This is a genomic window from Polyangium jinanense (assembly GCF_028435265.1).
Classification (GTDB): domain Bacteria; phylum Myxococcota_A; class Polyangia; order Polyangiales; family Polyangiaceae; genus Polyangium; species Polyangium jinanense.
Window position 1 is genome coordinate 540,807 of sequence record NZ_JAGTJK010000003.1, and the last position, 24,901, is coordinate 565,707.

General features: G+C 68.8%; 20 protein-coding genes. 12 read left to right on the plus strand and 8 right to left on the minus strand.

The window, feature by feature from the left end; genetic code table 11:
• The first annotated feature begins 5 nt into the window (after positions 1 to 5).
• Genes KEG38_RS10825 through KEG38_RS10850 form a run of 6 tightly spaced genes read left to right on the plus strand, consistent with a single transcriptional unit; the run spans position 6 to position 9,668 of the window.
• Entirely contained in the window at positions 6 to 578 is a 573-nt protein-coding gene (locus tag KEG38_RS10825; protein ID WP_272419204.1) for a CDP-archaeol synthase, read from the plus strand.
• A complete protein-coding gene (locus KEG38_RS10830; RefSeq protein WP_272419207.1) occupies positions 575 to 3,130 on the plus strand; it encodes a PEP/pyruvate-binding domain-containing protein in 2,556 nt (851 codons plus the stop codon). The genes KEG38_RS10825 and KEG38_RS10830 overlap by 4 nt, the downstream gene beginning before the upstream one ends.
• Positions 3,114 to 3,776 (plus strand): hypothetical protein, encoded by a 663-nt coding sequence (locus tag KEG38_RS10835; protein WP_272419208.1) that lies wholly within the window; start codon positions 3,114 to 3,116, stop codon positions 3,774 to 3,776. Before KEG38_RS10830 ends, KEG38_RS10835 begins: the two co-directional genes overlap by 17 nt.
• An 11-nt stretch (positions 3,777 to 3,787) precedes the next feature.
• Positions 3,788 to 4,765, plus strand: a complete 978-nt coding sequence (locus KEG38_RS10840) for a class I SAM-dependent methyltransferase (RefSeq protein ID WP_272419210.1) — start codon at positions 3,788 to 3,790, stop codon at positions 4,763 to 4,765.
• Positions 4,762 to 5,511, plus strand: a complete 750-nt coding sequence (locus tag KEG38_RS10845) for a lysophospholipid acyltransferase family protein (RefSeq protein WP_272419212.1) — start codon at positions 4,762 to 4,764, stop codon at positions 5,509 to 5,511. The genes KEG38_RS10840 and KEG38_RS10845 overlap by 4 nt, the downstream gene beginning before the upstream one ends.
• Positions 5,508 to 9,668: an AMP-binding protein gene (locus KEG38_RS10850; RefSeq protein WP_272419214.1), complete on the plus strand. Its 4,161-nt coding sequence runs from the start codon at positions 5,508 to 5,510 to the stop codon at positions 9,666 to 9,668. The genes KEG38_RS10845 and KEG38_RS10850 overlap by 4 nt, the downstream gene beginning before the upstream one ends.
• Positions 9,669 to 9,693: 25 nt before the next feature.
• Here KEG38_RS10850 and KEG38_RS10855 read toward each other — a convergent pair whose 3' ends face one another.
• A complete protein-coding gene (locus tag KEG38_RS10855; RefSeq protein ID WP_272419216.1) occupies positions 9,694 to 10,206 on the minus strand; it encodes a response regulator in 513 nt (170 codons plus the stop codon).
• A gap of 174 nt (positions 10,207 to 10,380) precedes the next feature.
• Positions 10,381 to 10,926, minus strand: coding sequence for a GNAT family N-acetyltransferase (locus KEG38_RS10860; RefSeq protein ID WP_272419218.1), 546 nt, complete (start codon positions 10,924 to 10,926; stop codon positions 10,381 to 10,383).
• A gap of 171 nt (positions 10,927 to 11,097) precedes the next feature.
• Here KEG38_RS10860 and KEG38_RS10865 point away from each other — a divergent pair, with 171 nt between their 5' ends.
• Genes KEG38_RS10865 through KEG38_RS10875 form a run of 3 tightly spaced genes read left to right on the plus strand, consistent with a single transcriptional unit; the run spans position 11,098 to position 14,797 of the window.
• A complete protein-coding gene (locus KEG38_RS10865) occupies positions 11,098 to 11,718 on the plus strand; it encodes a hypothetical protein (RefSeq protein ID WP_272419220.1) in 621 nt (206 codons plus the stop codon).
• Complete coding sequence (locus KEG38_RS10870; RefSeq protein ID WP_272419222.1) at positions 11,718 to 12,491, plus strand: DUF4159 domain-containing protein; 774 nt, start codon at positions 11,718 to 11,720, stop codon at positions 12,489 to 12,491. The genes KEG38_RS10865 and KEG38_RS10870 overlap by 1 nt, the downstream gene beginning before the upstream one ends.
• Positions 12,488 to 14,797, plus strand: coding sequence for a glutamine amidotransferase (locus KEG38_RS10875; protein WP_272419223.1), 2,310 nt, complete (start codon positions 12,488 to 12,490; stop codon positions 14,795 to 14,797). The genes KEG38_RS10870 and KEG38_RS10875 overlap by 4 nt, the downstream gene beginning before the upstream one ends.
• 16 nt (positions 14,798 to 14,813) lie before the next feature.
• Here the strand turns inward: KEG38_RS10875 and KEG38_RS10880 are convergent, their stop codons facing one another.
• Positions 14,814 to 17,129, minus strand: a complete 2,316-nt coding sequence (locus tag KEG38_RS10880) for a nitric-oxide reductase large subunit (RefSeq protein WP_272419225.1) — start codon at positions 17,127 to 17,129, stop codon at positions 14,814 to 14,816.
• A gap of 145 nt (positions 17,130 to 17,274) precedes the next feature.
• A complete protein-coding gene (locus tag KEG38_RS10885; protein WP_272419227.1) occupies positions 17,275 to 17,967 on the minus strand; it encodes a hemerythrin domain-containing protein in 693 nt (230 codons plus the stop codon).
• A 127-nt stretch (positions 17,968 to 18,094) separates the two neighbouring features.
• Between KEG38_RS10885 and KEG38_RS10890 the strand changes: the two genes are divergently transcribed.
• Positions 18,095 to 19,225 carry a TauD/TfdA family dioxygenase gene (locus KEG38_RS10890; protein ID WP_272419229.1) on the plus strand — a complete coding sequence of 377 codons (1,131 nt, stop codon included), beginning with the start codon at positions 18,095 to 18,097 and terminating at the stop codon, positions 19,223 to 19,225.
• Positions 19,226 to 19,290: 65 nt separating this feature from the next.
• Here KEG38_RS10890 and KEG38_RS10895 read toward each other — a convergent pair whose 3' ends face one another.
• Together KEG38_RS10895 and KEG38_RS10900 are read right to left on the minus strand one after the other, a co-directional pair.
• A complete protein-coding gene (locus tag KEG38_RS10895) occupies positions 19,291 to 19,581 on the minus strand; it encodes a hypothetical protein (RefSeq protein WP_272419231.1) in 291 nt (96 codons plus the stop codon).
• A 145-nt stretch (positions 19,582 to 19,726) separates the two neighbouring features.
• Positions 19,727 to 20,365, minus strand: coding sequence for a peroxiredoxin (locus tag KEG38_RS10900; protein WP_272419232.1), 639 nt, complete (start codon positions 20,363 to 20,365; stop codon positions 19,727 to 19,729).
• A gap of 388 nt (positions 20,366 to 20,753) precedes the next feature.
• Between KEG38_RS10900 and KEG38_RS10905 the strand changes: the two genes are divergently transcribed.
• Complete coding sequence (locus tag KEG38_RS10905) at positions 20,754 to 21,041, plus strand: hypothetical protein (RefSeq protein WP_272419235.1); 288 nt, start codon at positions 20,754 to 20,756, stop codon at positions 21,039 to 21,041.
• Between the two features lie 24 nt (positions 21,042 to 21,065).
• Here KEG38_RS10905 and KEG38_RS10910 read toward each other — a convergent pair whose 3' ends face one another.
• Positions 21,066 to 21,968, minus strand: coding sequence for a hypothetical protein (locus tag KEG38_RS10910; RefSeq protein WP_272419237.1), 903 nt, complete (start codon positions 21,966 to 21,968; stop codon positions 21,066 to 21,068).
• A 62-nt stretch (positions 21,969 to 22,030) separates the two neighbouring features.
• The gene (locus tag KEG38_RS10915) at positions 22,031 to 22,948 is read right to left on the minus strand and encodes an alpha/beta fold hydrolase (RefSeq protein WP_272419239.1); all 918 of its coding nucleotides are present in this window, start codon (positions 22,946 to 22,948) and stop codon (positions 22,031 to 22,033) included.
• Between the two features lie 82 nt (positions 22,949 to 23,030).
• On the opposite strand from KEG38_RS10915, the gene KEG38_RS10920 reads away from it, so the two are divergent.
• Positions 23,031 to 24,881, plus strand: a complete 1,851-nt coding sequence (locus KEG38_RS10920; protein WP_272419241.1) for a hypothetical protein — start codon at positions 23,031 to 23,033, stop codon at positions 24,879 to 24,881.
• The last annotated feature ends 20 nt before the right edge of the window (positions 24,882 to 24,901 follow it).

The window sequence follows — 24,901 nt, forward strand, 5'->3', positions numbered from 1 at the left end:
AACCCGTGGCGCTCTCTCCGCTCGCTTGTGCCGGGCTCCTCGTCGGGAGCTTCGTCCTCGGCGGCGCCTGCCAGTCCGCGTGGTTCGCGCACCCGCTCTCGAAACGTTTCACGCGTCCGCTCGACGGCGGATGCACGTTCCGGGGGCGACGCATCTTCGGCGACAACAAGACCACGCGTGGCTTCGTGGTCATCGTGCCCGCGACCGCGCTCGCCATGGCCGGCCTCGGGACCGCGGCTCCGCGCCTCGGCCTCGCCGTGTGGCCTCTTTCGTTGTCCGGGCTTTTTCTGCTCGGTGCGGTCTCGGCGCTCGGGTTGATGCTCGGGGAGCTGCCGAATTCGTTCGTCAAACGTCAGCTCGACGTCGAGCCCGGCGCGCCGCCGAAGCATCGCGTGGGACGCGTGATCTCGGCCGTGGCGGATCGGCTGGACTCGGTCGTGGGCGCGCTCGTCGGCGCATCGTTGGTGGTCGAACTATCCTGGAGGACGGCGTTTTACTGCCTCCTGATCGGGCCGCCGATCCACGGGCTTTTCAGTGCCCTTTTGTGGGTGCTGGGCGTGAAGAAGAGGGCAGGATGAAGGGGCGCGGGGGGATCGAGGGGATGCTGCGGAGACGGCCGTTCGTGCGTGGGTTCGACGGCGTCGACGACGTCGCGCTCGTCGGCGGGAAGGGGCGATCGCTGCAGGAGCTCCGCGCCGTGGGGGCACCAGTGCCCGAAGGCGTGATCCTGACGACCGCGTTCTCCGCGGCGCTGACGGACGAGGGCAAACCCGTGCCTGCGCGCTGCGTGGAGGCGCTCGACGAGGTGCGCCGGAGGCTCGGCGGTGGCCCGCTGATCGTGCGGAGCTCGGCCGTCGGCGAGGACGGGACGACCGCGGCTTTTGCGGGGCTTCTCGAATCGATCTTTCCGGTCGACGGCGCGGATTCTGCGGCGCTCGTCGCGGCTGTACGGCGCTCTGTGGCCTCGCGCGCGGCGCTTCGCGTGCGCGCGTACGAGGAGGCCCGCAAGGTGCGTTTGCAGGGCGTCGCCGTCGTCGTACAGCGGCTCGTTCCCAGCGCGGCGGCCGGCGTTCTTTTCACCGACGGCGTCATGCTTCGTGGCGAATGGTGCCGCGGGCACGGGCAAGCGCTCGTCGACGGCGCGATCACGCCGGGCGCTTTCCGCCTGGATCGCCGTGCTTCGGAAGGCACGCGGCGCATCGCGCACGTGGAGCGTTTGCCGGAGGACGGGAGCCCGTTTCCGCTGACGAACGATGCCGCGCGTGAGCTCGTGAAACACGCGACCACGCTCGAACGGCGGCGAGGCCTCTCGCTCGATGTCGAGTGGGCCGTCGATCCCGAGGGCGCGCTCTGGATCGTGCAGGCGCGGCCCGTCACGGATCGGCGCACGTTCCTCTGGTCGAACGCGAACATCAGCGAGAACTTCCCGGCGCCGGTGACGCCGCTGGTCGTCTCATTCGCCCGCGCGGGGTACGACGCGTACTTCCGCAACCTGGCACGCGAGTTCGGCATCGAGGACGCGCGCATCGCGGCCCACGACGAGGCGTTCCGGGGCATCGTCGACGCGCTCGGCGCGCGGCTCTACTACAACCTCTCGCACATCCACGCGGTCCTCCGGCTCATGCCGTTCGGCGACTGGTTCGTGGACAGCTTCGACGTCTTCGTCGGTGCAGGCGCTTCCTCGCCCGAGGGGCGGCGCGTGACCGACGAGATCACGGCGCTCGGCCGCGTGATCACGCACGTGGCGCGCGCGTATCGTGATCTGCCGGCGCGCGTGGCCCGCTTCGAACGTGCGGTCGACGACGTCGCGTCGCGTTTTCATCCGCGCGAGGTCGCGACGATGCCGGAGCGCGCGCTTGCCGAAGGACTCGAAGCGATCCTCGACGTGCGGCTGCGGCGCTGGGTCGACGCCTCGCTCGCCGATTGCGCGGCCGCCGTCACGTACCGGGCGCTGCAAGCGCTGCTTCGCGTGATCGATCGCGACGACGCGGGCGCGAGCGTGCATGGCACGGACGATCCTGCGGCGCGGCATCATGCGCTTCTGAAGGGGCTCGACGTCGCCGGCGCGTGGTCGCTGCGTTCGCTCTGGGAGCTTGCGGTCGTGGTGCACGCGGATGCACCTGCGCGGGAGGCGCTCGCCACGTGTGGCGGGAGGTTTGCCGTGTTTCGCGGTGCGCTCGATCCGGAGCTCGGCGCGCGTGTCGATGAATGGCTCGATCGGTTCGGCTTTCGCGGATCGGGCGAGCTCTTGCTCACCGAGCCCTCGCTCGCGGAGGAGCCCGACCGCCTCTTGCTGCTGCTCTCGCGGTACGTGGAAGCCGTTGGAGATCCAAGCATCGAGAGCCCCGCGCGTGCCTTCGAGCGCCAGCGGGCCGAGCGGGAGCGCGAGACAGCGCGGCTTCGCGCGCGGCTCACGGGACCTCGTCGCGCCTTGCGACCGCTCTTCGACGCGCTCGTGCTCGCGACGCAGACCTCCGTGCAGCTCCGCGAGCGCGCGCGATTTCGGCAGGCCTTGCTGTATACGCGCCTGCGCGGCGTCGCGCTCGCCCTCGGCCGGCGGCTTGTCGCGGCAGGCATCACGGACGCCGTCGACGACGTATTTTTCTTTCGGTTCGACGAGCTCGCGGATCTCGCGGCGGACCGCGCTTCCCCGAGCGATGTGCGTGTGCTCGTCGCGACGCGCCGCGACGAACATGCCGCGCTCTCCGCGCTCGATCTACCCGACGTCTTCACCCTCGCCGCGGGCACGTTCGTCGCGCCTTCCGCGCTCGAAACGTCTGCCGCACCCGCGCCCGATCTCTCGACCGACGACGGCGTTCTGCGCGGCGTCCCGGCGAGCGGTGGCCGCGTCTCGGGGCGCGCCGCGGTGCTCGGAGGCCTCGCGGATGCGGCGAGGCTCGCGCCCGGCGACGTGCTCGTCGCGCGACAAACGGATCCCGGCTGGGCACCGCTGTTTTTCCTGGTAAAGGGCCTCGTCCTCGAGCGTGGCGGCATGCTCTCGCATGGTTCGATCCTCGCGCGGGAGCTCGGCATTCCTTCGGTCGTCGGTGTCCCCGAGGCGACCACGCGGATCTCCCACGGGCGCGACATCGTCGTCGATGGAGACACGGGACATGTCCGATTCCCCTGAACACGAGCGGCTCGACGTGGGCCCGTGGGCCTGGGACTGGTTCTGCGAGCGCGTGCTCGCGTCGTGGTATCTGCTCGTGCCTCTTGCGCTCCTGATCACGCTCGCGGGCGGCGCAAGGAACATGCTCGTCCGCGGCCTGGTGGCGTTCGTGTGCATCGTCGCGCTTCGGTTGTGGGACGACGTCGAGGACCTCGCGCACGATCGCCGTCACTACCCCATGCGTGTGCTCTGCCGCCTCCCTTCTTCGAAAGGGCCTCGGAGCCTCGCGTATGTCGGCCTCGTCGCCTCCTGCGTCCCCACCCTCGTGCTCGGCGGTGAGTACGCTCCTCTCGCAGGCGCCACCTTTGCCGCTGCGGCGGGCGTCTATGAAGCGCGCTCGGTGTGGCCCCACCTGCGTGTGGTCTTCGCCCACGTGATTCTGCTCAAGGTGCCCGCGCTCGCGATTGCGCTCGCGTTCCCCGCCATGCCTCCGCGCGTGGTTCTCGGCCGCGCTCTGGCGCTTTACGGCGTGGTTGGCTCCTACGAGCTCCTGCACGACGCGGAGGCGCGCCGCTCGCCTTTCGCGCTCGCGCTTGCCCTCGTCGACCTTGTTTGCCTCTGCGCCGGACTCGCCGTCTGGCTGCTTCACGACCGCATTTTCCCCTGAAGGACACGACGATGACGATCGAGGCCACGCTCCCGGAGACGAAGCACCGCATGGAAGACAATGCCTGCCCAGGCTGCGGCGGGCGCGACGCCGATTTCCTGATCGAAGCCGAGGACGACCTCACCGGTAAACCCGGCCGGTTCCGCTTCGTGCGCTGCTGCTCGTGTGACCTCGCCTATCAGCGGCCGCGCATCCTCCAGGACGACATCGGCGCCTATTACGACTCCGAGTACATCGCCCACCGCAAAAAGAAAGATTGGGGCGTGTTCACGCCTCTTTATGAATGGGGCATGAACGGCCACGATCGCCGCAAGGTCGAGCTTTGTGGTCGGTACGTCTCCCTGCGGCGTGGCATGCGCGTGCTCGACATCGGCTGCGCCGTGGGCAGCTTCCTGCAGATGCTCCGCCGGAAGCACGGCGCCGTCGTGACCGGCGTGGATTTCAAGGATCTCCGGGACAATCCGCTGCTCGAAGGCGTCGATTTTCGTCTCGGCGTCTTCTCCGACATCGACTTCGGCGACGCGCGCTTCGATCTGATCACGATGTGGCATTTCCTCGAGCACGATTACGAGCCGCTGCAGACGCTCACGCGCGCGCGCAGCCTGCTCGCGCCCGGGGGACGTGTCGTGATCGAGGTGCCGCGCCTCGATTCGGTGAGCTTCCGGCTCTTCAAGGATCGCTGGCCAGGGCTCCAGGCGCCGCAACACACGGTGCTCTTCGATTGGCAAACGCTCCGGGCGATGTGCGAAAAGAGCGGCCTTTCGATCGTTGACCACGTGCCCTGGGGCGCCTTCCCGGCCTATTTTTATCTCTTCGCGGGCACGGCGTTCCACGTGCTGCGTGGCAAGGGGCTCGACGTGGGCAAGGCGATCGGCCCGTATTTCGCGGGACAACTCGCGCTCTCCCCGGTCTTGCTCTTCGAGAAACAGCTCAACCTGGCCATGCAGACGATCGTCCTCGAACGGCCGGCGTCGGGGGCTTCGCCGTGAGCCTGAAGCGTATTCGGGGCCTCGTCGCCCTCCTTTTGACCATTGTCTTCGTCACGGCGCTCTCGCCGCTTTTCGTCCTCGTGCGTCTCCTCCTCGGCCGGCGCGCCGTGGCCGAAGGGCTCGGGGCCTGGGCCGCTTCCGTCGTGCTTCGCCTCTCCGGCGTCTCCGTCGAGGTGCGTGCTCCCGTGCTTCCGCTCCCGGAGCGCCGCGTGGTGTACGTCTCGAACCACACCTCGTCGATCGACCTCTTCGTGCTCCTCTCGCTACGCCTGCCGCGAGCGCGATTCTTCATGAAGCGCGGCGCGTGGGTGTTTCCGCCGGGCGCGCTCGTGGCGGTGTGTGTCGGCACGTTTTTCACGGTGCCGCAGACGTACACCGAAAAACGACGCAAGCTCTTCGCGGCCGCGTGCAAGGTGCTCCGAAAGACGGGCGACGCCGTGTATTTGAGCCCGGAAGGGACACGCGTGATTTCGGGCGGCGTCGGGCCTTTCAACAAGGGCGCGTTTCACCTGGCGGCGGCCCTCGGGGCGCCGATGGTGCCGGTGTACCTCGAGATTCCGCGGGCCGAGAATCCCGGAAAAAGCTGGGTCATGACGCGGACGAAGGTCATCGTGCACGTCTTGCCCGAGATCGACACGAGCGGCTGGCGGCCCGAGACCGCCCGCGAGCACGCCGACCACGTGCGTGGCATCTTCCAGGCCTTCGAGGCCGAGCTTGCCGCGCCAAACCAGCGAGCAGCGGCGTGACCGGCGAGCTCACGTTCCTGCCCCTGAAATTGCGCCGGCGCGCCGAGGCGCGGGGGGACGAGCACGCGCTCGGGTTTCTCGACGACGGCGAGGTTGTCTCGGCCTCGCTCTCGTTGGGCGCGCTCGATGCGCGCGTCGACGACGTGGCCGCTGCGTTGGTCGAGCGTTTTCCCGAGGACGCGCGGGTGCTCCTGCTTTTCCCGCCGGGGCTCGATTTCGTGGTCGCTTTCCTCGCTTGCCTTCGCGCGGGGAGGGTCGCGGTGCCCGCGATCCCGCCCGATCCACACAAGCCGGCGCGCAGCCTCGCGCGGCTTGGCCATCTCGTCGCGAATGCAGCGCCCGCGGGCGTGCTCACGACGGCCGTGATTTTGCCGTATCGCCCGATCCTCGACGAGACCGTGCCCGCGCTCGCGTGTTTGCCCTGGATCGACGTGACCGAGGTCCCACGCGCGGGCCGCCGCGTCGAGGAGCCGCGCGAGGATGGCCTCGCGTTTCTCCAATACACCTCGGGATCGACGGCTGCGCCGAAGGGCGTGCGTATTCTGCGGAGCAACCTCTCGCACAACCTGCACGTCATTCATGGCGTCGCGCCCATGATTCCGCGCGCCTCCGTGAGCTGGCTCCCTCAATTTCACGACATGGGGCTCATCGAGGGAATCTTGCTCCCGCTCGACGGCGGCTGGCCGGCTTGGTTGATGCCGCCGTGGGTTTTTCTGGAACGACCGCTGCGGTGGCTTCGGGCCATCGAGCGCTTCGGGGCGATGCGGAGCGGCGGGCCGAACTTTGCCTATGATCTATGCATGCGAAAAATCGATCCGGCCGCGCGCGAAAAGCTCGATCTCTCCTGCTGGGCCCAGGCGTATTGCGGCGCCGAGCCCATTCGCGCGAGCACGCTCGCGGCGTTCGCCGAGGCGTTCGCGCCGTCGCGTTTCTCCGCGGCTGCGTGGTTTCCCTGTTACGGGCTCGCCGAGCATACCGTGCTCGCTTCGTGCCGCACGCACGCGCCGTACACCGTGGAGCGCCTGTCGGCCGCTGCCCTTGCGCGTGGCGAAGCCGAGGAGGCGGGCGGCGAGCGCGCGATCGACGTCGTTTGCGTGGGAGAAATCCCGCCGCTCGTCACGGTGCGGGTGGTGGATCTGGAGACGCAGCGGCCGCTCCCGGACGGGCGTATCGGGGAGATCTGGCTCCAGAGCGGGAGCGTCGCCGATGGGTACTGGGGCGACGAAGAGGCGACACGTGGGGTGTTTGGCGCGACGCTCGCGGGGTCGGAGCAGACCTTTTTGCGGACGGGGGATCTCGGATATCGACGCGCGGACAAACTCTTCCTCGTGGGCCGGCAAAAGGACGTGCTCATCGTCCGCGGCGAGAATCATCACGCGCACGACGTCGAGCGTGCGGCCGAGGGCGCGCATCCGGCGATTCGGCGGGGATGCGTCTGCGCCGTGTTGCTCGAGGATGTCGCGGGGGGAGGGGAGCCGCGGCCCGTCGTGGTTTGCGAGGTCGACGGTCGGCTCGACGACGCCGGCCGCGCCGCGGTGAGGGCCGCCGTTCATCGCGCCGTGGCGTTCGAGCACGGGATCTTCGTGGATGTCGCGCTCGTCCCGAAACACACGTTGCCGAAGACGTCTTCGGGCAAGCTCCAGCGACGGGCGACCGAGGCCATGTTGCGCGCTGGTGAAATCGAAATGCCCGTTCGTCCGCCGCCGGCGCTGGAGGGGTCGCCAGGGGAGGGGAGTCGGCTGCGCGCGGCGCATCTCATGCTTGCGAGGGTCACGGGCCTTTCGCTCGACGAAATCGACATCGACGAGCCGCCCGCGCGGTTGCCGCTCGATTCGCTGAAGGCCGCAGACGCCGCGGCCGTGCTCGGGGATCTGCTCGGTCGCACGATTTCGCTCGACGTGTGGGGCGGCGCGCCGTCCCTGCGCGCCCTCGTCGAGGGAACGATAGCGCTCGATGCGCCCTGGATAAAGGATCTGGAGCACCCCCTGCCGCGCCCGAAACCACGTCGATCGGGCGGCGGCGTGATTCTCGTCACCGGCGGGACGGGGTTCGTCGGGCGCGCCGTCGTCGCCGAGCTCGTGCGTCGTGACAAACGAGTGCTCGTGCTGGCGAGGGGCGCGGACGGCGCTCGGGGTTTGGCCGGGGACGTCTGCCTGCCGAACCTCGGGCTCGGGGAGGAGCGTCATCGTGCGCTCGCCCGAGAGCTCGACGTGGTCGTGCACGTGGCGGGGGCCGTGAATTGGGTCTTGCCGTATTCGTCGCTCGCGCCCACGAATGCCTGCGGGACGGCCGAGGTGATCGCCCTTTGCGCCGCCGCGGGGGCGCGGCTCGTCCATGTATCCTCGCAGATCGTGTGTCACGACGGCGCGGCCGCGCCGGGGGCCGTGCTCGGCGACGACGAGCCGCCCTCGGCCCTTCGCGCGCGGCTCCCGCGGTTGCCGCTCGGGTATGCATCCTCGAAGGCCGTGGCCGAGCTCCTCGTGGATCGAGCGCGAAAGGAGGGGCTCTCGGCCACGATCGTGCGGCCTTCGCTCGTGCTCGGCGGGAAGGACGGCGAGGCGAGCGTGGACGACGTGGTGGCCATTTTGCTCCGCGCGTGCATCGAGGCGGGCGCGGCCCCGGACCTCGATTTGCCGTTTTCGGTTTGCCCACGGGACCACCTCGCCCGGGTCCTCGCGGATCTCGTCGATGCGGGGCCTCTGCTCGTCCACGTGGGGGACGAGTCACGCTCGCTCCGGGAGGTGGTCGCGTGGCTGGCGCTCGCGGGGTATGATGTCGCGTTGATTCCGTGGGAAGCATGGCTCGCCCGCGTCGAAGGAATAGGCCTTCATCGCCGGGGGCGATTGCGAGGGCTGTGGCCGTTTTTCCGCGCCGGCACATTGCGAACGTACGAGCGAGCGCGGCGCGCCGTGATATCGATCGCACCCGCCTATCGCGGGACCGAGCCCGTCGATCCCGCTTTCCTCGATGATCGCGTCGCCGCGTGGCAAGCGGCCTCCGCGCTTCCGCTCCCGCCCCGGCGCCGCGCGCGCGCGACCGCGGCGTCCCGCGCGCTTCCGGAGGCACCTCGGCGGGTCGTCGTCGACGGCGTATCGCGCGAGGTCACCTCGGCCCGCGTGATGCCCGCGATCACGGGCAGCGGTCTGTTGAGCCGCCTCGCTTGTGGTTTTTGCGATCGCCCCGTCGGCGTTTACCCCGCGATGTTGATGCTCGACGATGGCCGCGAGCTCGACGTCGTGCTCAAAGCGTCGGCCCGCGGTGACGAGCTCCGCGCCCTTTGCACCGACGTGGCGCGCGCTTCGAGCCCCACGCTCGCCGCCGCGCTGGAAATGCACGGCCATTGGCTCGACGTCGCATCTGCCCATACACGCGAACGTGCACTCTATGGCCTCGACCATGCGGAGCTCGCGCGCGTGCGGCCTCGCTGTTTTTCCCCGCACGACGACGCGATCGACGCTCCGCTCATCCTCGAACGATTGCGCGAAGGCGACCAGGTGGAAGCGCTCGACGCCGTCGCCGAGCCCTGGCCGCTCGATGCGGTGCGGCGCGCGGTGCGGGGACTCGCTCGATTGCATGCGGATTTGCAAGGCCCTGCCGCGGCGCTGTCCGTGGTGCCCTGGGCGCGGGCCGCCGGGACCGTCGCGGCGGAGCTCGTGCCGCTCTGGGAGGCGCTCTTCGGGCACGCGCGAACGCGCATCGACGCGGACGTTGCAGCTCTGGCGGCGCGTCTGCTCGACGACGTCCGTTGGGCCGATGCGCTCGCTGCGGTGCCGGCGACGCTGCTGCACAATGACGTCAATCCGCGGAACCTCGCATTACGACGAGGACCCTCGGACGCGGGGATCGTCCTCTACGACTGGGAGCTCTCGGCGCTCGGCCCTGGGACGCGTGATCTCGCGGAGCTTCTTTGCTGGACGCTTTCCCCGGACACGACCGCCGAAGAGGCGTTTGCCCTCGTGCGTGTCCACGCCGAGATGGTCGCGCCGGGCCTCGACGACGAGGCATTACGAGCTGCATTCGGCGCCTCGCTCGCGTGGTTCTTCCTGGATCGATTGACCACGTACACCGTGGTCTCGCCGGTGTTCGATCTGCCCTGGCTCGGGCGCGTGCTTTCGACGTGGCGTACGCTCATCCGAGGGTTTGCGCCTACAGAATGAGCTTCCGGGACCGCGCGGGATGCAATCAACGACCACGTACGCGGCGCGGCGTCGGTCGACGACGCCCCACCTCGGGTGTGACGGGACGAACCGAGGACGGGACGCACGAGGTGTCGCTGTCGCAGGCGGGGTTCGCCTCGTCGGGCGCGTCGGGCCCACGAACGCGCGGCTCGCGGAGGGCCGCACGCACGCTCTCGACGAGCACTTCGAAGCCCGCGCTCTTCGCGACAGAAGGCACCTGCAGGGCCTTGGCGAGCGCCGTGAGCACGTCTTGCCGCATGTCGGAGCAGAGCATCACGCGGGTACGACCGAGGCCAAAGGCGTCCCGGATCATTCGCACGAGAAGTCCCCCATCGACCTTCGGCATGTTGACGTCGATCACGACGAGCTCGCAACGCGTGGCTTTCACCGCCTGGAGCGTGCCGAGAGGCCCTTGATGAAACGTGACGTCGAGATCCGCGGCGCGGAGCCATCGCACGGCTTCCGCGCCGAACATCGGATCGTCGTCGACCAAAAGAATCCGCGATTCTCCCCCCATACAGAATGTAGTCGTTCACGACCGGAAGACGTTCGTCAAGTAGGTGCACGTACTACTTTCGTACCGCCTTCGACGAACGTTCCATTACATGTTCGTACGCTTGGAGTGGAGCGCAGGAAGTGTACGACTCGGACACAAAGCATTCATGACGTCGAATTCGCTGTCGAATCCGTGTCAGCCGATCCGGAGCGACATCGAAATGTCCGTCACGTGCATTCCCGAATCGATCCGGAAGGCGTCCTTGCGCTTGCCGTTCTCCACGAAGCCCATCCGCTGGTAGAGGCTCCGGGCGGGGAGGTTGTGCTCGAAGACGCCGAGGTCGATCCAGGCGATCTTGCCCGTGCGTTTCGCCCATCCGATCGCGGCCTCCATCAATTGCTGGCCGTGGCCCTTGCGCGTGTAGCCCCGCTCGATGCCCATGCCGAGGATCGCCCGGTGCATCTCCGCCGAGAAGCGCCCGCCGCGCAGCTCGAGGTGCCCCACGACCCAGCCCCGCACGGGCTCGACGAGCAGGAAACACCGGCCCCAGAGCGACTCCTCCAGCGCGCGCTCCCAGCGCTGTCGCGCATGCTCGCGGACGCTCGCGCGCTCGGGCGAACGCGAGATCGCGAAATGCAAGGAGCCCTCGCGTCCGCTCTCGGCCGAGTGGCGGACGATGTGATCGGAGAACCCGTCGAGGTCCGTGAGGTCCGCGAGGCGGATGAAAGGGCGGCCCGACATGCGAGATCCGCTCCAACGTGTACAGCGCTCCGGCTCAAGTCACCAGGGGGTTTGGAGGCAGTGCTCGGCTTTGCCGAGCGGAGCCCCAACCATCGCAAGGAGAACAGGGGTCGAGGTCGTCCGCCGCGAGGTCGAGGCCCCGGGTCGTCCGTTTTGTACTAGGCTCCGCCCGTGCCCCGGTTCGTGACCTTCGCGTGCCTCGCCTTCGCCCTCGCCGCGTGCGGCGGCTCCGACATGCCCGACCCGAAGGACGCCGTGAAGGCCTACGCCGACGCAGCCGCCCGCGGCGACGCCGACGCGATCCACGGCATGATGAGCGCGAAAGCCCAGCGGAGCCTGTCCCGCGAGGACGTGCGCCGCATCGTGGCCGAGGAGCGCAGCGAGCTCGCCGATCAGGCCAAGGCCCTCGCCGCGCCCGGCGTGACGATCAAAGCCCACGCCCGCATGCGTTACGCCGATGGCGAAGACGCGACGCTGGAGCTCGAAGGCGGCGTCTTCCGGATCTCGGCTGCCGACGCGCTCCCCGCAGGCGCGAAGACGCCCGCGCAGGCGCTCGAACAGCTCCGGCGTGTCCTCGCGCGGCGCAGTTATGCGGGCCTTCTGCGTGTGCTCTCGCCGTCCACGCGGAGCGCGATCGAGAACGATCTGCGCTCGCTCGTTGAGGGGCTCGAGCACCCGGAGGGCCTCGAGGTTCAGGTCTCCGGCGATCGCGCGACCGTGCAGGTGCCGGGCGGCCACGAGGTGAAGCTGCGTCGCGAGGCGGGCGTGTGGCACGTGGAGGATTTCGATTGATGCGCGCGCGGGTGAGCTCGGTGCTCCTCGTGATCGTGGCGCTCCTGCTCGTCGCGCTCGTACCGCGGCCGTCGCGGGCGTTCGGGGAGGAAGGGGCGTTCAACCCGCGGATCCTGCTCACGGGGACGGCGCGATGGGAGGGCGCGCGAACGACCGGACCCGCGCGCTGGTCCGAGGAGCTGACGCGGCGCACGAGCGCGCCCGCACGCCTTTCGCCCACGACGGTGCGCGCTGACGCGCCCGCGCTGCTCGCCGAGCCTTTCGCGATCTGGGGCGGCGAGGACGACGTGCCGGCCCTGACCGAGCGCGAGGTGCTTGGCATCCGGCGCTTCCTCGCACTCGGCGGCGTGCTCTTCGTCGACGACTTCGCGCCCGAGTCGGGCACGTTCGGGAAAGCCGCGCGGCGCGAGCTCGCCCGCGTCTTGCCCGACGGCGCGCCCATCCCGATCGGCACGGAGAACGTGCTTTTCCGATCGTTTTACCTGCTCCGCCGCGCCGTTGGCCGCGTCGAGGGCGAACCCAAGCTCGAAGCGATTTTGCGCGGCGGCGTGCCGCAGGTGATCTTCGCCAAGCACGACGTGCTCGGCGCGCTCGCCCGCGCGGCGAACGGGACGCATCCGTTCGTCGTGGTGCCGAACGGCGAGCCGCAGCGTGAGCAGGCCGCACGGCTCGCGGTGAACGTCGCGATGTTCGTGCTCTGCTCGAACTACAAGGACGACCAGGTGCACGCGCCCTTCCTGATGCGACGCCGCGCGGCGGAGCCTTCGCCATGACGACGAGCCTCGCGCCGTCGGGGGATCTCGCGCCGTCCTACCAGCTCCTCGCCGCCCTGCTCACGGTCCTCGGCATCGTGCTGCTCGCGCTCGAGCTCAAGCGCTCGCGGGGCTCGCGGCTGCTCGCATTCGCCACGGGATCCCTCGCCTCGCTCGGGCTGCTCTGCGCGGTGCTGCGGCCGGTGGCGATCCAGAGCAAGGGCAGCCTCGTGGGGCCACGCGTGGTCGTGCTGGCCGACGCGTCGCGCTCGATCGATTTGCCCGGGCCCGCGGGAAAGACGCGCCGGGAGGAGGCCGTGCGCGCGCTCGGCGAGCTCTCGAAGCACGGCGCCGAGGTGCGGCTCTACGGGCTCGCGTTTGGCAAAGGAGCGCCGACGCCGCTCACGGCCGCGCTCGCGAATGGGGCGGCCGAGGGAGCGTCAACCGGGCCGGAAGGTCGGCTCGGGCAGGCGCTGCTCGCGGCGCGGCCGATGCCACGATCGGATCTCGCCGGCGCGATCGAGTCGGTCGCGCGCGCGGCGGACGAGCGGCCCGCGGCGATCGTCGTGCTCTCGGATGGAAGGTTGGATCGGCCCGGGGAGGCGCAGGCCGGCGAGGCGATCCGCGCCGCGCTGGGGACGCTGACGGTGCCGGTGCACGCGGTCTCGCTCGCGACGGAGGCGCCGCGCGATGCGAGCGTGCGGGCGGTGCGAGCGGCAGGCGCGGCGGTCGCGCATCAGCCGCTCACGTTGCGGGTCGAGATCGGCTGCGCGGGCGGGCTCGATTGCGACGAGATCCCGGTGTCGCTGCGCGAGCTGCGCGAGAGCGGCGAGCCGACGCTCCTCGCGTCGGGCAAGGCGAACGCGTCTTCCGGATCGGCGACACTGGAGCTCGAAGTCACGCTCGACCGCGCCGGCGCGCGGATCCTCGAGGTGTCGATCGACGCGCCGGACGGCGACGCGGTGCCGGACAACGACACGCGGTACATGACGATCGACGTCGCGCGCGATCGCGTGCGCGTGCTGCACGTGGCCGGGCGGCCGACGTACGACGTGCGCGCGCTCCGCATGTGGCTCAAGGCGGATGCGTCGGTCGACGTCGTGGCCTTCTTCATCCTGCGCACGCCGACCGACGACGTGGTCGCGCCGTCCGAGGAGCTCGCGCTCATCCCGTTCCCGGTCGACGAGCTCTTCAGCGAGCACCTCCCGAGCTTCGACGCCGTGGTGCTCCAGGACTTCAACGCCGCGCCGTATGGCCTCGCGAAGCATCTGCGATCGCTCGCGCGGTACGTCGACAAGGGCGGCGGCTTGATCATGGTCGGCGGCCCGGACGCGTTCGTCCCGGGGAACTACGCGGGCACGCCGCTCGCCGAGGTCCTGCCCGTCGGGCTCGATCGTGGGCCGGATGCGCAGGGCGTGGACGTGGCCTCGTTCGTCCCGCGCACGACCGAGGCGGGACGCGCCGCGCCGGTGCTCGGGCCGCTCCGGGATCTCATCGGCGAGGAATGGCCCGAGATGCCGGGCGCGAACGTGGTCGGCGACGCGCGGCCGGGCGCGACGGTGCTGCTCGAGCACCCGACGCGCAGGACGCCGAAAGGCGGGCCGATGCCGATCCTCGCGCTTGGTGAGCACGGCAGTGGGCGCACGATCGCGCTCGCCATCGACGGCTCGCACCGGCTGCTCTTCAGCGCGTTCGCGGCGAACGCGGCGGGCCGGGCGCACGGCGCGTTCTGGGATGCGCTGCTCGGCTGGCTCATGCGGGATCCGCGCTTCGAGCCCGCGGTCGTGGAGCTCGCGGACGGGTGCATCGCCGGGGAGGACACGACCCTCACGCTCCGGCCGCTGCCCGGACAGAAGGGCGACGCGAAGATCACGATCCGCAAGCTCGGCACGGGCGAAGAGGCGCGCACGCTGTCGGCGAAGCTCGATGGCAAGGGCGAGCCGCTCTCGCTCGACGCGGGCAAATTGCAGCCGGGCGGCTACTCGGCGACGGTGGAGATCGTGCCGAGCGAGACGGGCGCGCTCTCGGACGGCGCGACCTCGGCGCAGCGCGGTCCGACGACCCGTCGGGACTTCGCCTGCGAGCGCGGCGGCGACGAGTGGGCGGACACGCGTCCCGATCCGGAGCGGCTCGCGGCCATTGCGGCGGCGACCGGGGGCAAGAGCGTGACGGTGGATCAGATCGGGAGCCTGCCGCTGCCGGCGGCGACGCAGATCGCGGCGGAGAGGCGGGTCTCGCCGCTCCTGCCGCCCTGGGCGTGGACGCTCGGGGCAGCGATGCTCGTCGGGGTGCACTGGATCGTGCGGAGGCGGGGCGGTTTGTCGTAGCCAGGCGAGGGTTTCGTCAGGTCTTTTTTTCGGCCGGCTGCCCGATCAGGAGCGCCTCGCGCTCGCGCTCGAGGCCCGGATCGCCTTCGGCGCGCAGCGACCACCCCGTCTTCAGCCCCAGGACGAACCACCCGAGCGCGAGCGCGCCCGCGGCGAACGTCGTGTCTCCAATGACGCGCAGCCACCGCAACGTGTCCATTCGCGGCGTCTGCAGGAACTCGGCCGAGCGCGCATACCACATCCCGTGCTCAACGCTGGCCCAAGTCTGGAGCAGTCCGAGTGGCAGGAGGCTCAGGAGCACCATCAACACGAGCCCGATGTTGATCGACCAGAACGCGAAGGAGAGCGCGCCGGTCTTCCACGCGCGGTGCGTCGACAAACCCTTCAGGCAGAACAGCATGAGGCCGATGCCGAGCATGCCGTAGACGCCGAAGAGCGCGGTATGGCCGTGGACGGGCGTCGTGTTCAGGCCCTGCATGTAATAGAGGGCGATCGGCGGGTTGATGAAGAAGCCGAAGAGCCCCGCGCCGACGAGGTTCCAGAATGCGACGGCCACAAAGAAGTAAATCGGCCACTTGTACGCCGCGACCCACGGCCTCGCGCGCGTGAGCGTGAGGTTTTCGTAGGCCTCGAAGCCAATGAGGACGAGCGGCACGACCTCGAGCGCGCTGAACGTCGCGCCGAGGGCGAGGATCGAGGTGGGCGTGCCCGTGAAATAGAGGTGGTGGAAGGTGCCGATGATGCCGCCCGAGAGGAACAGCACCGTCGAGAAGAGCACGGCCGAGGTAGCGGTCGCGACACGCAAAAGGCCCATGCGCGTGAAGAGGAATGCGATCACGACCGTGGCGAAGACCTCGAAGAAGCCCTCGACCCAGAGGTGAACGACCCACCAGCGCCAGTACTCGGCCATCGCGAGGTTCGTCTGCCGGCCCCACATGAGGCCCGCGCCGTAGAAGAGGCCGATCGCCGCGGAGGCAAGAAGGAAGAGCGCGAGCAGATTCTTGTTTTCGCCGCCCTTCTTGAAGGCCGGCCACATCGCGCGCCCGACCAAGAAGAGCCAGAGGAACAGGCCTACGAACAGGAAGATTTGCCAGAAACGGCCGAGGTCGACGTATTCGTAGCCCTGGTGGCCAAACCAGAAATTCGCTTCGAGCCCGAGCTTCTGCTGGATCGCGAACCACTGGCCGGCGAGGGAGCCGACGACGATGACGAGCAGGCAGACGAACAAGACGTTGACGCCCGCGCGCTGGAATTTCGGCTCGTGGCCGCCGACGGCCGGCGCCATGAAGAGGCCGGTCGCGAGCCACGCCGTGGCGATCCAGAAAATGCCGAGCTGCACGTGCCACGTGCGCGTGACGGCATAAGGCAACCACCGGTCGAGGGGGATGCCGTAGAAGCCCGAGCCCTCGACGCCGTAATGCGCGCTCACCGCGCCGAGCCCGATCTGCGCGACGATGAGCGCGGCGACGACCCAGAAATACTTGCGTGTCGCCCGCATCGAGGGCGTCGCCTCGAGGCCGACCAGCGGGTCACGTTCGGGATAGACGGGGTCCTCCGTCGGGCGGTGGCGCTGCGCCGCGAAATACCACGAGAGGGCGCCGATCCCGGCGAGCAAGAGGACGAAGCTCACGACCGACCACACGACGACCGCGCCCGAGGGGTGATTGCCGATGAGCGGCTCGGAGGGCCAGTTGTTGCTGTACGTAATGCTCGCCCCGGGCCGCTCGGTCGCGCACGCCCAGGCCGCCCAGAAAAAGAAGGCGTTCATGCGGCGCTGGCGCTCGGGGTCCTTGATCGTCTCGGCGGGAATGGCGTAAGCGTCGCGTAGCTCGGCCATCGCGGGATCGGCGCCGAACACTGCGGCGTAATGCTTCGATACCGCCTCGATCGCGCGGGCGCGGAGCGGGCTCACTGTGAGCGTGCCAGACGTCGCGTCGTAGGTGTTCGTGCGCATCTCGGCCTTGAGCCGCTCGATGAGCGCGGCGCGCTCCGGGGCGGGGAGGTTTTCGAAGGTGGTCCCTTTCTCGCCCTGCGCCCACACGTCGAGGATCCATGTCGCCTCGCGGTGCAGCCAATCCGCCGACCAGTCGGGCGCGACGTACGCGCCGTGCCCCCAGATCGAGCCGACCTCTTGGCCGCCGAGCGATTGCCAGACGTTCTGACCATCACGAATATCCTGACCCGTGAAGAGCGTGCGACCGTCCGAGGCCACGACGACGCGATCCGGCACCGGCGGTGCTTTGCGATAAATCTCGAATCCGAAGTAACCGAGGACCGCGAAGGAAAGGGCGATCACTGCGCCGAACGCCGTCCACAGCCTCGTATGACGCATTGGACACCTCCCGCGTCGAATGGAACCGTTGTGGTCGCACGGATGGCCAAGTTCGAGATCAAACGCATGTCGAATTCGAGCGGAGCCGCGGAAAAAACTCCGTTGCGTTGCGTCCGTCTCGTCGGATTCGATTGCGAGGAGCGGGCTACCGGCTCCCGCCCGCCTTTCGCGCGCCTTCTTCCTCGGTGGTCTCGGCGAGTTTGCTGCGGTGACCGCTCGACGGTTCCTGGTCTTCGGCCACGTTCGCCGCGGCGTGTCGGATCGCCGCCGGCGCGTCTTTCCGGATATGGATGTCGGGCTCCTTCATGGGCACGGTGCGGCGGGCTGCGCGTTCGCGGCGCTGGAAGGCGTACCGCTCGAGATCGCCCTCCTCCACGGCGCCCTCGGCGAGGAAGGGCTCGAACCCCTGCTCCATCCCCTCCGCGTGCGCGGTCTCGAGCTCACCGCCGAGGTCTTCGAGGGCCTTTTCGCCCATGATGGCCTCGATTCTCACGTAAAACTCGCTCTCCTCTGCGAAATGGTCCTGAAGGGCCAGCTCGACCTCACGGGCCAGCGAGCGCACGGTATCGACGTCGCCCTTGGACGTCGCGACGCTCCGAAGCTTGTTCACGAGGTCGACTTGCCGAAGGTAAGGCGGGCGCATGACGTCGAGGTCGTTCAGCGCCTCTGCGCACTCGGGATAAAAGATCTCCCGCTCGGCGCGCAAATGCGCGGCGAGCAGCGTGGCGAGCTCGCGTTGCAGGGGCTCGATCTCGGGCGTGCCGAGGTTCTTGTGGAAGCGCTGGAGAACCTCGACGATTTCGCGATGGTGGGATCGCAGCAGATCGGTCGCCTTCATATGCCCTCCCGATGCGAACGTATCGCTCCGGGGGCGGAGGCGGGAGCGGGAGGCGAAAGCGGAGGGGCCCAGCCGAATGCCTCTTCCCGAGGTGACCGATGTCCGCTATGGTGGATGGGTGTCCGCCATGTTGCCAGCTCCTCTTGACCTCGTCCCTGGACCGGACACCGGCCCCTCGCTCGTCGCCCACGAGGGGTGGCTGCGTGTCCATTTCGGCGGCGGGAGCCCCGCGCACGCCGATTTCCACTGGTTCTGGCTACGCCACCAATGCTACGTCGATCGGCATCCGCGGACCGGCGAGCGCACGCTCGATGCGTCGGAGGTCCCGCTCGGCATTCGCCCGCGGAGCGTGGGGCTCGATGCGCAGCGCCGCCGCGTGCTCGTCACCTGGGACGAACCCTCCGGCCGGCAAAGCAGCTACGACCTCGAATGGCTCCGCGTCCATGCCTATGCGCCGGGCCGCGTCGAGGTTGCGCCGCCGCCCTCGGACCTCGCGCGGGTGACGCTCGAAGCCGGTCGATTCCCGAACGTCGCCGCGCTCGTGAATGCGTGCCTCGACCGTTTGCGTCACGAGGGGCTTTGCGTGGTGCAGGGTTCGTCCGTGGCGTGGGGGCGCTCGCCCGAGGACGATACCGAGCCGCTCATCGAGGCGTTCTCCACCGCCGGCCTCGCCATTGTCGGCACGCATTTTGGTCGCGTGGAGGACCTGCGCACCGACAACACGACGAACCAGAACACCGATCAGCTCGGCTATACCGACGCGGGGATCGAGCTCCACACCGATCAGCCCTTCCTCGACGTGCCGCCGCGTTATCAGCTCCTCCAATGCATCCGTACGGCGGATGCCGGCGGAGAGAGCTTTTTCTGCGATGCGCTCGCCGCAGCGCGGTACGTCGCGTCGATCGACGCGACGGCCTTCGAGCGACTGACGACGCTCCCTGTGCGATTTCACCGGAAGCAAAAATCGTTCGAGCGGATCGTGGATTCGCCGCTGCTCACGATGAAGGGCCCGAGCGGCTTTCTCGTGCGGTATTCGTATTTCACGCTCGCCCCCTTTCAGGCCTCGTTCGCTGAAATGGAGGCCTGGTACCGGGCGTACACCCGGTTCGCCGAGATCGTACGGGATCCGCGGCACCAGGTTCGTCTCCGGCTCGAACCCGGGGATTTCGTGATCTACGACAACCACCGGATGCTGCACGGAAGGACGGCCTTCTCGGGCGCGCGGTGGGTCCGCGGGGTCTATTTCGATTCGAAATGACTCGTGCGAGATCGAGCGGCGAGGGGCGCGAGAAAGCGCCCCCCGTGCTCACGGGCATGCCTCGATTACTTGCTGCCTTGCCCGCCGGCGCCGCCCTGGCCACCCGCGCCGCCCGCGCCGCCTGCGCCGCCTGCGCCGCCCTGGCCACCCGCGCCACCTGCGCCGCCCTGGCCGCCTGCGCCGCCCGTGCCGCCGCCGGCACCACCGGTGCCGCCCGAACCCGAGCTCGAGCTGCTGGACGTCGTGTCACCCGTCTTCTCGTCGTCGCCGCAACCGGTCATGCCAGCCAGTGCGACCACGGCGAGCAACGAGCCAAAACCCAGGGCGAAAACCGAGCTTGTTCGCGAATTCTTCATGCAAGCGCTCCTCGACGTCCCAACACGAGGCAAGGAAGAAAGCGACCTCTGTCGTGACGTCCGCTAAAACGGATATTACGATGTGTTAACGGACGAGGCAAGCGCCTTGACGCCAAGTTTACGCGCTGCGTTCACGCGAGCCGGTTCACTTGTTGGGCTGCGGCGTGAGGCGGAGGTAGGGACGCACGGCGTTGTAACCCTTGGGGAATTTCTTGGCGATGACGTCCGGGTCCTGGAGCGAGGGGACGATGACCACCTCGTCGCCGTCCTTCCAGTTGGCAGGCGTCGCGACGGAGTGGTTGTCCGTGAGCTGCAGCGAGTCGATCAGCCGCAGGATCTCGTCGAAGTTCCGGCCGGTGCTCGCCGGATACGTGATCGTGGCGCGGACCTTCTTGTTCGGATCGATCACGAAGACCGAGCGGACCGTGAGCGTGTCGTTCGCCTGCGGATGAATCATCCCGTACAAATGCGAGACCTTGCGGTCCACGTCGGCGAGGATCGGGTAGTTCAATTTCGTGTTCTGGGTCTCCTCGATGTCGCTGATCCAGCGCCGATGCGAGTCGACGTCGTCCACGCTGAGGGCGATGGCCTTGACGCCGCGCTTGTCGAACTCGCCCTCGAGCTTGGCGACGGTGCCGAGCTCGGTGGTGCAGACGGGGGTGAAGTCCTTCGGATGGGAGAACAGGATCACCCAGGAACTGCCGGCCCACGCGTGGAACCGGAGGGTCCCCTCGGTGGACTCCTGCTCGAAATCAGGGGCGATGCTTCCAAGCTGCAGGCTCATGACGAGAACCTCCTCTTCCTGTGGGCGAGTTTGTCCACCATGGCGGACGGGTGTCCGTCATAGTGACATGGTGTCGCCGCTGTCAAGTCCCGCGGAGGCGGGACGGGCGCGTCTCCACGCGTCCTCGACGGTCGTTTCGTCCAGCGGGGCCATGAGGGAAACCAAGAACACGTGGGAAGGAGACACGACGAGCTTCCGCGTGCGCGCCACCATCATCGATTCGAGGGGCCTCCCGCGTGGATTCGAAGCATTGGTCGTACGGCGTGGCTGTGCGCTCCAGGGCTAGACTGCGCGCATCGGTCAGCGGGGCCAGGGCGCAGCGCATTCGCGCGCTGTGCGGGCGTTGGCTTCATCGGGCATCGAGCTGCCGACAGGGAAGGGGAACGATATGCGAGCCAAGTTCCGGTCTCACGTCCTCGCGCTCGGCGCAGCCCTGGGTTGGGTCGTGCTCGGGACGCCGCCGTCGATGGCGGCCCAACCCGAGGGAAGCTGCCCCCCGGGATGGGAACTCTGGACGGTTCGGAAGCTCGTCAACTTCGCGGCGCCGCGATTCGAGGACGCCATCCGAGGTACCGACAACAACGATGACAACTTCCTCTGTGTCAAGTTCGACAAACGCGACCCCCGCGTGTTCACCTACATCGACAACAGCCTTCCGGAAGAGGAAGACCCGTAGCGTTTCACGTGCCCGGGCGGCTCGTCAGCCTCCTCCACCTTTTCGACGCAGGGCGATTCCCACGCCGAGCAGGCACATGAGCGCGGCCCAGCCGACCATGTCGTCCTCCGACCCGCCCACCTCGCACCCCGCGCATCCGCCGCTGCTCGGCGGTTTGGGTGACGCCTGTGGCACGTCGACCGGCTTCGTATCGCCGGGACCGGGATCGGCGGGCGTGGGGGCCGCGCCGGCATCCTCGGGCGCTTCGGGGGCGGGGGGCGTCTGCGGCGTATCGTCGGGCGGCTCGGGGACGTCGGGCAGGGCCGGGAGGTTTTGGCCGTCCTTGAGAAGACGATATCGCGGCGGATCGCCGCCCATCGGGCTCGCCACGTACGGCGCGGGGACGGCGCTCGCGGGCACGTTTTTGGCGGCTTCGATGCGCGCGGCCTCGTGTTTCCGCGACGCCGAGTCGGTGCAGGTCAATCGTTTTTCGCACGTGGTGCCCGGAGTCCCGGCGCAATCGGCCTGGGTTCGACACGTGCCGTGGGCGACTTGTATGATGTGGCGGTGCGTTGGCCGGCGCTCGATGCAGAACGAGAGCCGCTCACATTGGCCGTTGTCGCACGTCTCGCCCACCTTTTCGCAGCTGTAGTTCAGCTGGCACGAGGCCTCGTTCGGCCCGTCCGACTCCCAGTGCAGACCCTTGGGGCAAGGCGTGGGGGGAGGCGCCTCGCAATAGGACGTCGAGTGGCGGACCTTCGGCACGTACCCGGCCGGGCAATCCGCGCGCATCGGCGGGATGCAATAAGGACCGTTGTGGCTCAGGTGCTTCTCGGTGCCTCTCGGACACGTGATCGGCATGTCGTGGACGACGTCGGCAATGGCCGCGGTCGTCCACGAAGCCACGCTGAAGCCAAGGGCAAGAGCCATCGCGAGGGGGCGGTGCATCGGTATCGTTTCCGTTCCGAAATGAAGGAGGAGCGCCATGATCCACCCGGCGCCGGGCCGCGTCAAGTTACCGGGCCGAAGGAGGCGGCGATCGCGGTAAGGACCTCCTCCGCGCAGCGTATGCCGAGCGCGTGCCCCGCGCCTTCGACGAAATGGGTGACGCAGCTCGGCAGCCGCGCGGCGAGCGCGTGGCCGACCTCGACGGGGACGTTGCCATCACGCGTGCCATGCCACAACGCGACCGGCGCAATCACGTCTTCCACGACGAACCCCCAGGGGCTCGCGAGCACGCGGAAGTCGTCCGCGCCGCCGCGCGGCCCCGGCCGCGCCGCCTCCGTCGCCCCCTCGAACCCCGCCACCTGGAGCCGTCGGTTCGTGAGGAGCTCCGCGTCCGGAGAGGTTTTCTTGATCATCCGCCGCGTGCTCTCGAGCCATTTGTCGAACCCGCGCTCCCCGAGGTAAGGCGCCATCATTCGACCCATCATCGCCCGAAGGAGGCGCGGCGAGCGGACCGCGAGCCAGAACAATGGGCGATTCAAGCCTCGGACGAGGCGCGCTCTTTGGTACCAGGGCTCGGCCATGGGGCCGGGGGAGGCGAGGAGGACCGCGAGCGTCACGCGATTGCGCAGACCGTGCGCCACGGAAAGGGCGTGTGGCCCGCCTCCGGATTCGCCGAGGACGGCGAATCGATCCACGCCGAGGTGATCCACGAGGGCCCCGACATCGGAGGCCCAGTCGACGAGGACGCGGTCGGGCTTGAAATCGCTCTTCCCGAGGCCCGGACGGTCGAGGCAGATCAGCCGGATGCCCTGCGCGCGCGCCACCTCGTCGTAGAGGAGCCCGGCGACGCCCGACACCGGGCTCCCCGGCATGTAGACGCAAGGGCGCCCGGCGGGCTCGCCGTATTCGTACCAGGCGAGGCGACGGCCATCGGGCAGCGTCATCGTCGAGACGGGCGGAATGGCGTAACGTTCGGTCATCGTCGTCCTCCAGGCCAGCGGATGCCTAAAGACATCTCATTCGTCGTGATGTCAAGCGTTCCTTCGGCATCCAAAGGGGATCATGCTCGAGCGCTTTCCGTCTCGGCTGCCTTTCTTCCGGCGCGTAAAACCGCTCGCCGCGTTGCTCCTCGGCCTTTCCTCGATCGCGTGCACGCCTCTCCTGCCTTCCCGTACGTTTCATGCGCCCGGCGCCCCTGTCGGCCGCGTCTCCGCGACGCTCGTGCCCGCGCCCGGCGTCCGCGCGGGTGGGCCCCACCTCGTCACGTTCGGCCTCCCATTGCCGCCGGAATCGCTCACGCGCTCGGGCCTCTCGACCGTGCGTATCCTCCGGGACGGCGTCGAGATTCCCGCGCACGTCGACGAGCTCACCCCTTATCGGGACATCACCGATCCCGAGCGCTCCGGACGCTGGGTCCGCGTCGCGCGGATCCAGCTCACCCATACCTTCCAGACGAGCCCCCCGGCGCCCGAGTCCGTCGTCGTCGAATGGGGCAGCTCGGAGCGCACGCGCGATGTCGCCGAGCTCGTCGAGCCGCGTCGTGGATTTCATTCCGTGACGGGAGGCAGCTTCGCGCCCGAGGACCTCGTGACCGAGCCCGAGGTTTACGTCGTTTTGCCCAAGGCGTTCCTCTCGCAAGGGGCGTTGCGCACGCCGTTCGTGCCGCTCGACGATCGCGTCGGCGAGGAAATGGATCCCCCGGCGCTCCTCCATGGCCGGCGCCTGCCGTGGCCGCTCGTGTACGACTTTGCTCAAAAAAACTATTTTTATGGTCTCCTGAACGAGCCGGTCGGCGACAATCCCTATCGGACGAACCTCGACAACAACGGCGAGGCGTGGCTTTACGATCGCGCGTCGGCGATGTTCGTCCTGTACCTCCGGGGCGGGTCGGCTCGGGTCCTACGCGAGGCCGTGCGGGCGTCGGTCTTTTACGAGCGGCTCCTCGTGCTCGCGCGGCAACATCGGGGCGATCCATCGGCGAAAGCAAGCCCTCTCGGGGCCTTCTTTTCGTGGCGCAAGCCGAGGCCCGACCCGAAGGACGCGGCCAAGGAGCCCGCCTGGGACCCGAAATACTCGTACGCCGAGTGTCTCGCCCTCACGCATTGGCTCACGGGGGATCCGCGTATCCTCGATAAACTCGACGCCGTGATCGCGGCCTTCGAGGACGTGCCCTCGCGCTGGTCGCCCGCGTATGCGCCCGTCCGCAAGAGCACGGGCGAGCGTCTGCGGGAGGCGTGGACGGAGAGGCACGTGGCGTTCAAGCTGCTCGCCGCGACAATCGCGTTCGAGCTTCGGGGGCGGGAGGAGGACCGCGCGCGGGTCGTTCGTATCGTGGAGGATTTGCTCTGGCATCAGGATCAGAGCCGCCCCGGGGGCTTTTTCGCGCGGGCTGGGGAGGTCGTGGACGGCGGGCTTTACCATTTCGGCACGCAACACGATCCGGACGAGGCCGGCGAGGAGCTGGTCGCTTCGCCGTGGATGTCCGCGCTGCTCGTCGATGCCATGGTGCGCGTTCATTCGTCCTGGGACGACCCGCGCATTGCCCGGTTCATCGTGCGCATGGGAACCATGCTCGCCGCGGCCTCGAAGGTGCGATCGCAGCCGGACGGCTCGCGGCTCGTCACGCCCGATTACCTGATTCGCGCGGACGGCTCCACGCACACCGATCACGACGGAGCCGCGCACGCGGCGGACGTGATGGGGGCGCTCGCCTGGGCGGATGCATTCGCGCGTCTTCTGGGCGAGCCGGATCCGCGGTTTCGTCGGGTGGTTCTGGGTTCGCCGGGGCTCTATGAGACGTTCGCGGGAGAGGTTTTCCAGAGGCCGGACGACTGGATGCTGCGGCCTTATCGGCGGTATGCGTGGATGTTTCGGACCTCGGCTGCGTTTTCGTTTGCGCTGGGGGCGCGGTGAGGGGAGCGGGAGCGGGAGCG

Coding starts and splice junctions, on each gene's coding strand:
- KEG38_RS10830 (WP_272419207.1), top strand. CDS start 575: ATGAAGGGGCGCGGGGGGATCGAGGGGATGCTGCGGAGACGGCCGTTC.
- KEG38_RS10835 (WP_272419208.1), top strand. CDS start 3,114: ATGTCCGATTCCCCTGAACACGAGCGGCTCGACGTGGGCCCGTGGGCC.
- KEG38_RS10840 (WP_272419210.1), top strand. CDS start 3,788: ATGACGATCGAGGCCACGCTCCCGGAGACGAAGCACCGCATGGAAGAC.
- KEG38_RS10855 (WP_272419216.1), bottom strand. CDS start 10,206: ATGGGGGGAGAATCGCGGATTCTTTTGGTCGACGACGATCCGATGTTC.
- KEG38_RS10860 (WP_272419218.1), bottom strand. CDS start 10,926: ATGTCGGGCCGCCCTTTCATCCGCCTCGCGGACCTCACGGACCTCGAC.
- KEG38_RS10870 (WP_272419222.1), top strand. CDS start 11,718: ATGCGCGCGCGGGTGAGCTCGGTGCTCCTCGTGATCGTGGCGCTCCTG.
- KEG38_RS10875 (WP_272419223.1), top strand. CDS start 12,488: ATGACGACGAGCCTCGCGCCGTCGGGGGATCTCGCGCCGTCCTACCAG.
- KEG38_RS10880 (WP_272419225.1), bottom strand. CDS start 17,129: ATGCGTCATACGAGGCTGTGGACGGCGTTCGGCGCAGTGATCGCCCTT.
- KEG38_RS10885 (WP_272419227.1), bottom strand. CDS start 17,967: ATGAAGGCGACCGATCTGCTGCGATCCCACCATCGCGAAATCGTCGAG.
- KEG38_RS10890 (WP_272419229.1), top strand. CDS start 18,095: ATGTTGCCAGCTCCTCTTGACCTCGTCCCTGGACCGGACACCGGCCCC.
- KEG38_RS10895 (WP_272419231.1), bottom strand. CDS start 19,581: ATGAAGAATTCGCGAACAAGCTCGGTTTTCGCCCTGGGTTTTGGCTCG.
- KEG38_RS10900 (WP_272419232.1), bottom strand. CDS start 20,365: ATGAGCCTGCAGCTTGGAAGCATCGCCCCTGATTTCGAGCAGGAGTCC.
- KEG38_RS10905 (WP_272419235.1), top strand. CDS start 20,754: ATGCGAGCCAAGTTCCGGTCTCACGTCCTCGCGCTCGGCGCAGCCCTG.
- KEG38_RS10910 (WP_272419237.1), bottom strand. CDS start 21,968: ATGCACCGCCCCCTCGCGATGGCTCTTGCCCTTGGCTTCAGCGTGGCT.
- KEG38_RS10915 (WP_272419239.1), bottom strand. CDS start 22,948: ATGACCGAACGTTACGCCATTCCGCCCGTCTCGACGATGACGCTGCCC.
- KEG38_RS10920 (WP_272419241.1), top strand. CDS start 23,031: ATGCTCGAGCGCTTTCCGTCTCGGCTGCCTTTCTTCCGGCGCGTAAAA.